The 7,641-nt window shown below is 71.2% G+C and carries 7 protein-coding genes; 3 read left to right on the forward strand and 4 right to left on the reverse strand.

Translation table 11 applies throughout. The features are described 5' to 3' along the window. On the forward strand, window positions 1–708 hold a 708-nt coding region (locus BKE38_RS32305), incomplete at its 5' end, for a hypothetical protein (RefSeq protein ID WP_165694253.1). Here BKE38_RS32305 and BKE38_RS21775 read toward each other — a convergent pair. Together BKE38_RS21775 and BKE38_RS21780 are read right to left on the reverse strand one after the other, a co-directional pair. Next, window positions 705–1,607 carry a polysaccharide deacetylase family protein gene (locus tag BKE38_RS21775; RefSeq protein WP_076959343.1) on the reverse strand — a complete coding sequence of 301 codons (903 nt, stop codon included), beginning with the start codon at window positions 1,605–1,607 and terminating at the stop codon, window positions 705–707. The genes BKE38_RS32305 and BKE38_RS21775 overlap by 4 nt on opposite strands. Continuing rightward, entirely contained in the window at window positions 1,604–2,395 is a 792-nt protein-coding gene (locus tag BKE38_RS21780) for an SDR family NAD(P)-dependent oxidoreductase (protein ID WP_076959344.1), read from the reverse strand. The genes BKE38_RS21775 and BKE38_RS21780 overlap by 4 nt, the downstream gene beginning before the upstream one ends. A 193-nt stretch (window positions 2,396–2,588) precedes the next feature. On the opposite strand from BKE38_RS21780, the gene BKE38_RS21785 reads away from it, so the two are divergent. Beyond that, on the forward strand, window positions 2,589–3,536 hold the full coding sequence (locus BKE38_RS21785; RefSeq protein WP_242662536.1) for an extracellular catalytic domain type 1 short-chain-length polyhydroxyalkanoate depolymerase: 948 nt from the start codon (window positions 2,589–2,591) through the stop codon (window positions 3,534–3,536). 183 nt (window positions 3,537–3,719) lie between these two features. Here the strand turns inward: BKE38_RS21785 and BKE38_RS21790 are convergent, their stop codons facing one another. Both BKE38_RS21790 and BKE38_RS21795 read right to left on the reverse strand, forming a co-directional pair. After that, the gene (locus BKE38_RS21790; RefSeq protein WP_076959346.1) at window positions 3,720–4,877 is read right to left on the reverse strand and encodes a M20 aminoacylase family protein; all 1,158 of its coding nucleotides are present in this window, start codon (window positions 4,875–4,877) and stop codon (window positions 3,720–3,722) included. A gap of 95 nt (window positions 4,878–4,972) precedes the next feature. Then, window positions 4,973–6,556, reverse strand: coding sequence for an ABC transporter substrate-binding protein (locus BKE38_RS21795; RefSeq protein ID WP_076959347.1), 1,584 nt, complete (start codon window positions 6,554–6,556; stop codon window positions 4,973–4,975). Between the two features lie 144 nt (window positions 6,557–6,700). Here BKE38_RS21795 and BKE38_RS21800 point away from each other — a divergent pair. Further along, on the forward strand, window positions 6,701–7,641 hold a 941-nt coding region (locus BKE38_RS21800; RefSeq protein WP_131829678.1), incomplete at its 3' end, for an SGNH/GDSL hydrolase family protein.

Genomic DNA, 7,641 nt, shown 5'->3' on the forward strand with positions numbered 1-7,641 from the left:
GCTTCACCCCGGCATTGGCCAGCGCCCGACCCGGAGAGGATCCGGCGGGCGCTGGCCAATGCCGGGGTGAAGCCGGGCGCCGCCGAGCTTTCCGCCCGCCTGCCCGACGATCCCTATCACCGCAAGGTGCAGAAGGAGCGGCAGGAGGCGGCGGCGCGGCTGTTCCGCGTGTGGCGCGACGACAAGGACCAGGCTCGCGCCGCCAGCGCCGCCGCGACCCGCCAAGCGGCGGCCGCGCAGAAATCCGGCGGCAATGGCGCGCTGCTCTATGGCCTGCTCGGCGTCGCCGGCGCGGCGCTGCTGATCTTCGCCGCTCCCTGGCTGATCTCGCTGGCCCCCGGCCGCTTCTTCCAGCCGGAGGCGCCGCTGCCGGCGGCGGCCAGCCTGCTCGGCTATTCCTCGGCCGCGGCCTTCAATTCCGACCAGCGCGCGGCGCGCAGCGCGCTGAAGACGGTGATGTCCGCCGGCCCCGGCGCGCAGGAGAAATGGACCAATCCGGAGACCGGCAATCTGGGCCTGCTCTGGGTCGAGGGCCAGCTCGGCGGCACCGAGGGCGACTGCCGCAAGGTGACGCAGCGGATGAACGTGCAGCGCGGCCTGTGGGAGACCTCCTTCACCAGCTGCCGCACCGCCACCGGCTGGTCCTCCGAGCTCGGCTGGGAGAATGCGGGGCGGCCGAACATCCGGCCGCCGCGCCAGCCGCGTTAACGCTTCGCGAAGCGCCGCGGCTCCAGCCCGTCGGGCAGCACGGCCGGCACGGCATGCCGCCCGGCATTCTCGGATGCCGCATGGAAGGCGGCGACCTCGCCGACCGTCGCCACCCAGCAGCCGGGCTCGGCGGTGACGCGGGCCAGCAGCTTCTCCAGCACCGCCAGCCGCTGCGCCCGGCCGGAGATCCAGTCGTGCACGGTCAGCACCATCAGCTGGCCCAGCCGGTGCAGAAGCGAGAACTCCTCGAGCCAGCTCTCCAGCACCGGGCCGGAGGCCTGGGGCGACCAGCGGTCGGTGCCGCCGCCGGAATACTTGAAGAAGACGGCGTCATCGACCGCCCATTGCACCGGCACCTCGACCACGCCGGCGATCTCGTAGGGGTGGTCGAAGCCCATCAGCGAGCTGTCCCACAACCCCTGCCGCGCCAGTTCCGCCAGCATGCCCGGCGTCATCTCCCAGGCCGGCGAGCGGAACATCTTCGGCAATGTCCCGGCCTGCTTCCGGAACAAGGCCAGGGATGCGCCAAGCGCCGCGATGAATTCTTCGTCGCTGCTCTCGGCGACGATCTCGTGGAAATAGCCGTGCAGCCCGATCTCGTGCCCGCGCGCCAGCAGAGCGGGCAGCAGCGCGGGATTGGCCTCGGCCACGGCGCCGGGGACGAAGAAGCTGCCCTTCACCCCGAAGCGGTCCAGGAGATCAAGAATGCGCGGCAGGCCCTGGCGCAGGCCGAAATGCCGCTGCTCTAGCTGGCCGAGGCTGCGCCGCGCCTCTTCGGCGCGGTTCACCCAGAGATAGGGCGCGTCGCAATCGACATCGACGCTGAAGCAGAAGGCGCTCTGCCTGCCGGCCGGCCAGACATAGGCGGGCCGCGGCGCGAAATGCGGGGCGCCGCTCACAGCGCCGACTTCTTGTCCTGGTACACCGCCATGGTGCCGATCGAATTGCCGCCATCGACCGACAGCGTGCTGCCGGTGACATAGGCGCCGGCGCTGCTGACCAGGTAGAACAGCGCATGGCCGATATCGGCGGCCGAGGTGCCGCGGCCGAGCGGAATGGCCGCGGTGGTGTTGGCGACATGCGCCTCGGTCAGCGGGCTGGCGGTGCTGCCGGGGGCGAAGCCGGGCTCCAGCGCGTTCACCCGGATGCCATATTCGGCGAGCTCCAGGGCGAAGCCCTTGGTCAGCCGGTCCAGCGCCGTCTTTGACACGCAGTAGGGCACCACCGAGCGCCGCATCTTGCGCGAGGCGCCGGAGGAGATGTTGACGATGCTGCCCTTCACCCCCTCGGCCACCATCTGCCGGGCGACGGCGCGCGTCAGCAGGAAGGGCGCGCGCAGGTTGATGTCGAAGATCCGGTCCCATTCGGCGGCGTCGATGTCGAGCAGGAAGCCGGAAGGATAGACCCCGGCATTGTTCACCAGGATCTCGGCCGCCCCCCAGCGGCGGCCGATCTCGGCGGCCAGGGCGTCGATGCCGGCCGCGTCGCGCAGATCGGCGGCGAAGGCGAAGCCGCCCTCGCCCAGCGGGAGCTCGGCCGCGAGCTTGTCCAGCGCGGCGCTGTTCCCGTCCGTCGCGCAGACCACGGCGCCCACTGACAGAAAACTGTCGACGATCCAGCGGCCGATGACGCCGCAGGCGCCGGTCACCACCACGCGCTTGCCGCGCAGATCCTGGGCGAAATCCATCGGGCCGTTCCTTCCTGTTCTGGTCAGCCTTTGCGCTACCCGCGCGACGCAGCGCTGCCAAGTCCGGCGGAGGCACCCCTTTCTGAAATTTCACGGTGACCTTTGGGCCTGGCCGAAGTTACATTGCTGCAGCGCAGCATGGGCGGGCCCCGCCATCGCGCCGAACCGAAGGTAACCCTGCCCCGTGACCGAGATGCCCCCTGGTCTGGCCGAGCTGGTGCGGCTGCGCCGGCGCTGGACCCGGCTGATGACCGGCCACCCGGCCCCCGTCGCCCCGATCCCCAGCCTGGCCGAGGACGCCGGGTTCCTGGCCGATGCGGCCGCCAATCCCGGCCAGCTGCGCCTGAAGGCCTGCATCCCCGAAAACCTGCCGTCCCGTGCGCCCCTGGTGGTCGCCCTGCATGGCTGCACCCAGGATGCCGCGGGCTTCGACCAGGCCTGCGGCTGGTCGCGCCTGGCCGCCCGCCGCGGCTTCGCCCTGCTGCTGCCCGAGCAGCGGCGCGAGAACAACGGCAACACCTGCTTCAACTGGTTCGAGCCCGGCGACACCACACGCGGCCAGGGCGAGGTCGCCTCGATCGCCGCCATGGTCGACCGCCTGCTCCGCCAGCACGGCCTGGATGCCGGCCGCGTCTTCGTCGCCGGCCTGTCCGCCGGCGGCGCCATGACGGCGTCCCTGCTGGCCTGCTACCCGGAGCGCTTCGCCGCCGGCGCCATCCTGGCCGGCCTGCCGCATGCCGCCGCCCGCAACGTGGGCCAGGCGCTGGAAGCCATGTTCCACCCTGCCCCCCGCCCGGCGGAAGAACGCTCGGCCGCGGCGCGCGAGGCCTCGGACCATCGCGGCCCCTGGCCGCGCCTGTCGATCTGGCAGGGCGAGGCCGACGAGACCGTTCGCCCCGCCAATGCCGAAGAACTGCTGAAGCAGTGGCTGCCCCTGCACGGCCTCGACCCCGCCCGCCCCTCCCGCGACGAGGCCGGCCATCGCGAGTGGAACGGCGTCGTCGAATGCATCACCCTGCCAGGGGGCGGCCATGACGTGCCGCCCGGCGCGCCGGAAGCGATCCTCGATTTCTGGGGGATCACGGAGGAGAAAGTCTTCCTCGTAGGAGCAGACGGAGACGTCAGGGAAGAGATGCAGTAAGCCTCGAACCAGGGACTTCCCCAAGGCCTCGCAGCGGGACGCGATCACGCCAGAACAGCGCAACCTTGAAGGTCGCGCAGTGCATCGGCCAAGGCGCGTCCTGTCGCCACGTGGACACGGCAGGCTGGCAGAAAAAAGAAGGGGTCCAGGGGAATTCATTCCCCTGGCCTTCGCCTTGATCCCTTACTGACCCAAGGCCTTCTTGGCCACTTCGGCATAAAGAGCCGACCCATAGGGGATCGCCTCGTCGTTGAAGTTGTAGTGCGGGTTATGCGCGGACGCGCCCGGCCCGTTGCCGACGTGGATATAGGCGCCGGCGACCTTTTCCAGCATGAAGGAGAAGTCTTCCGACCCCATCACCGGCTCGCGGGCGCGGTTGACCAGGTCTTCGCCCACCAGGCCGGCCGCGGCATCGGCGATGGTGGTGGTGCAGGCCGGGTCGTTGATCGTGGGGGCGAAGATCAGGCGGAAGTCGAGCTCGGCCTTCGCGCCGAAGCCGGCGGCGACGCCTTCGGCCACGCGCTTCAGGCCGGTCTCGATCTGCTCGGCCACGGCCTTGCTGAAGAAGCGCGCGGTGCCGGAGAGCGTCGCGGTCTGCGGGATGACGTTGTAGGCGTCGCCGCCGCCGACCTTGGTGACGCTGATCACCGCGGTCTCGCGCGGCGAGATGTTGCGGGAGACGATGGACTGCAGCGCGGTCGCGATGTGGCAGGCGGTCAGCACCGGATCGATGCTGGCCTCGGGCCGGGCGCCGTGCGAGCCCTGGCCGGTCACCGTGATGTCGAAGAAGGCGCCGCCGGCCATGAAGGGCCCGGCGCCGATCGCGTATTTGCCGACGTCGAGGCCGGTCGCGTTGTGCATGCCGTAGAGCGCGTCGCAGGGGAAGCGCTCGAGCAGCCCGTCCTCCAGCATCGCCAGCGCGCCGCCGCAGCCTTCCTCGCCGGGCTGGAAGATCAGGTTGACCGTGCCGTCGAAGTCGCGGGTCTCGGCGAGATACCGGGCGGCGCCGAGCAGCATGGTGGTGTGGCCGTCATGGCCGCAGGCATGCATCTTGCCGGGCGTCCGGCTGGCATAGTCGAGCCCGGTCAGCTCCTCCATCGGCAGGGCGTCCATGTCGGCGCGCAGGCCGACAGCGCGGTTGCCCGGCCGGCCGCGGATGACGCCGACCACGCCCGTCTTGCCGATGCCGCGATGCACCTCGATGCCGAAGGATTCCAGCTGGCTGGCGACGATCTCGGCGGTGCGGTGCTCTTCCATGCCGAGCTCGGGATGGGCGTGCAGGTCCTGGCGCAGCGCCGTGAGCTCGGGGTGGTAGCGGCGGATATGGTCGAGGCTGGACATCGGGGACGGCTCCGGAAGGCAGGTCGGCGCCCGGGCGGCGATCCGCCCGGGTCGCGGGGATGGGCCGGGGGTTCGCCCCCCTGGCCCGGGTGAAATCAGCTGCGGCGAATGCCCCAGAAGACGAAGAGGCCATTCGGGACATCGGCCAGGTTGCGGCGATAGGCGGTCTTGTAGAGATACTGGCCGGTCGGCACGAAGGTGGCCTCCCGCAGCACCGCCGCCTGGATCTCGCCGGCGATGCGTTTCTGCGCCGTGACGTCGGGGGCGTCCAGCCAGGCCTCGCGCAGCGTCTCGATGGCGGGCACGTCGGGCCAGCCGAAATAGGCGCGCTCCCCATTGGCGCGCACCACCTGCGAGGCCACCGGGTTGATCATGTCGAGCCCGGCCCAGGTGGTGTTGAACATCGACCAGCCGCCCTGCTCCGGCGGCGCCTTGCTGGCGCGGCGCTGCACCAGGGTGCCCCAGTCGGACATGGCGGGCTCGACATTCATGCCGAGGCGCTTGAGGGTGTCGAGGCAGACCTCACCGATCGCGGCCAGCACCGGCTGGTCGGTCGGGATCATCAGCAGGACTTTCTCACCTTTGTAGCCGGCGGCGGCCAGCGCCTTCTTCGAGGCCTCCAGGTCGCGCGGCCGGGTGACGGTCTCGAGCGGGGCCTCGCTGGCCATCGGCGTGCCAGGGGTGAAGACGCCGATGCCGGTGCGGCGCAGCGCCGGATCGGTGCCGGCGGCGGCGATCATGCAGTCCTCCTGCGACATCGCCTCCAGCACCACGCGGCGGATCGCCGGATTGTTGAAGGGCGGGTGCAGGTGGTTGAAGATGCCGGTGCCCATGGTGCCGAGCGGCGTCGCCAGCTGGGTCGCCAGGTTGCGGTTGCGCTCGAGCAGCGGCAGCAGGTCGTTGGTCGGGTTCTCCCACCAGTCGACCTCGCCATTGCTCAGCGCGGCGCTGGCGGTGCCGGGGTCGGGCATGACATGCCATTCGACGCGGTCGAAATTCACCACCTTGGGCCCGGCGGCCCAGGAGACCGGGCTCGCCTCCCGCGGCCTGTAGCCCGCGAACTTCTCGTAGACGACGCGGGCGCCGACGACGCGCTCGTCCGGCTTCCAGCGGAACGGGCCGGAGCCGACCATCTCGGTGATCGGGCTGGTGGGCGCCGTGTTGGCCAGGCGCTCGGGCATGATGAACAGCGCCGAGGGACCGACCTTGGCCAGCGTGTCCAGCATGGCGCCATAGCGGCGCTTCAGGCGGATGACGAAGCGGCGGTCGTCGGGCGCGCCCATCTCGTCGAGGCGCGCCAGCAGCGCCTGGCCGAGCGAATCCCGCTGCGCCCAGCGCCGGATCGAGGCCACGCAGTCGCGGCCGCGCACCGGCTCGCCGTCATGGAAGACCAGGCCCGGGCGCAGGGTGAAGGTCCAGCGGCGGCCGTCCTCCTCGACGGTGTGGCCCTCGACCATCTGCGGCTGCGGCCGCAGCCCGGCATCCAGCCCGTAGAGCTGGTCCCAGATCATCAGCCCATGGGTGCGGGTGATATAGGCCGTGGTCATCACCGGGTCGGTGACGGTCAGGTCCGATTGCGGGACATAGCGCAGCACCCGCGACCCGACCGGCTGCGCCAGCGAGGGGCGCGGCAGGAAGGCGGCGGCGGAGCCGGCGAGGAGGAGGCTGCGGCGATGCATGAACGACCCTGTCTCGAAATGGCGGAACAGGACTGGCGTCGGGCGTCTGGCGCGCCCTGGCCGCCAGCAAACACCGCCCGGCGCCGGCCGGCAAGCCAGGCGGGCTGCTTGCCGGCCGCCGGGGCGCCCCGCATTCTGCCGTCCATGCCCAGCGACGCCACGACCGACGCCATGCCCGCCCCGCCCCGTGTCGCCGTGGTCGGCACCTCGAACAGCGTCGCCGCCGGCGGCTGGGCCCGGGTGGTGCAGCAGGCGACCGACCGGGTGGCGGCGCAGAATTTCTCGCTCGGATTCTGCAGCAGCGACCTCTTCGCCTTCCGGCGCGCGGCGATGGACCCGGCCGAGTTCGACCTGTGCCTGGTCGACTTCGCCTGCAACGACGGCACGCTGCTGGCCTCCGGCGCGCATGACGCGGCGCGGATCGAGGCGGCGCTGCGGCATGTGGTCTCGGCCACCACCACCGCCGGCTGCCTGCCGGTGCTGATGATCCTGCCGGTGCAGAGCTTCCGCCCCGAGGGGAAGAAGATCCGCCCGCTCTACCGCGCCGCCGCCGAACGCTTCGCCCTGCCCTTCTTCGACGGCTATGCCTGGCTGGACCGGCTGGAGGCCGACCCGTCCATGGCGGGGGTGACGCTGTTCAAGGACAACATGCACCTGGACAACCCGGTCTCGGTGCAATTGGGCCATATGGTCGCCGAGCTGCTGCCGGGGCTGGCCGCGGCGCGCAGCCCCGACGGCAGGGATGGCGCATCGCCAGGCTTCGAGCTTCGTTACTTCCCCGCCGGCCCCGCCATCCGCCGCGCCTTGCCGCGGGCGATACGGGGCACGGCGCTGCTGCAGCTGGAGCTGGTCGAGATCGCCGCCGAGACCGGCTTCGACTTCCATCTGCCCGCCGGCTTCGAGGCCACCGGCCTCGTCGCCGATTTCGGCCATAGCCAGGCGGTGGTGACGCTCAGCGGCAGCCGCAGCACGCGGCTCTACGTCGCCTCCAAGCATGCGACCGGGCCCGGGGCCAAGATGGTGATGGGCATCTGGCCGCTGCCGGCAACGGTGCCGGAGCTGGGGGGGACGCTGCGGGTGACGGT

The sequence above is a fragment of the Teichococcus deserti genome (assembly GCF_001982615.1).
Lineage (GTDB): Bacteria > Pseudomonadota > Alphaproteobacteria > Acetobacterales > Acetobacteraceae > Pseudoroseomonas > Pseudoroseomonas deserti.

Bases quoted from the DNA above. Each gene is read 5' to 3' on its own strand.
- BKE38_RS21780 (WP_076959344.1), bottom strand. From the start codon at position 2,395: ATGGATTTCGCCCAGGATCTGCGCGGCAAGCGCGTGGTGGTGACCGGC.
- BKE38_RS21795 (WP_076959347.1), bottom strand. From the start codon at position 6,556: ATGCATCGCCGCAGCCTCCTCCTCGCCGGCTCCGCCGCCGCCTTCCTG.
- BKE38_RS21785 (WP_242662536.1), top strand. From the start codon at position 2,589: ATGCCCCCTGGTCTGGCCGAGCTGGTGCGGCTGCGCCGGCGCTGGACC.
- BKE38_RS21790 (WP_076959346.1), bottom strand. From the start codon at position 4,877: ATGTCCAGCCTCGACCATATCCGCCGCTACCACCCCGAGCTCACGGCG.